Here is a 592-nt window from a genome sequence, read left to right as displayed (position 1 = left end):
GCTCTGGAGTTAGCGTTGTCAGTATTATTGACTATTTCTCTTTTTGTCTCTGTCTTTTTGCACTTTAGCACTTACATAGGCGTCAGCATTTTCGCAACATCTAGTTATGTGCATCTAATGACAGTAATTTCCTTTTTTGCTTTAGGGGCAACGGTATTAGTTGAACGCTCAGAAAAATATACAAACGGAAAATTTGAAGATAAGCTTAAAAAAAGCGGCCCTTGGTATTTGGGAAAAGTCCATAGGTATCTGCGTTGGTATGTTATCGCTGTTTTCATTTTTTCGGTAATAATACTCAGTGATGGGCAGCCTCAAATTGAAAACGGAAAATATATCTTAAGCCGCCAAGGAACAACGATTAAAGAGATTTCTTACGATAGCTTTTTATTTTTAAAACGCACGGAATTAAGACTGTTCTCTAGCCTTTGGCTGGGCTTTATCTTCCCTGCGTATATCTATTTTAAGTATGCTGTGAAAGAGCCTAACAAAAAACTGTAGTCGCTCGCTGGCGCTCACTGGGACAATAACACGTAGGCTCAGTCGCTTCGCTCCCATTTTAGCCTACGTGTTATTGCCCCTAAGTTGGGCGTTA

Annotated in this window: 1 protein-coding gene; it reads left to right on the top strand. The window is 39.7% G+C overall.

The annotated features are described in order from the left end of the window. Positions 1 to 498 (top strand): hypothetical protein (locus V7R35_RS17825; protein WP_334016231.1); only part of this gene is annotated, 498 nt, incomplete at its 5' end. Between the last annotated feature and the right edge of the window lie 94 nt (positions 499 to 592).

The organism is Alteromonas sp. S167, from assembly GCF_036864375.1.
GTDB lineage: Bacteria > Pseudomonadota > Gammaproteobacteria > Enterobacterales > Alteromonadaceae > Alteromonas.
This window is presented reverse-complemented; position numbering and strand designations above follow the sequence as displayed.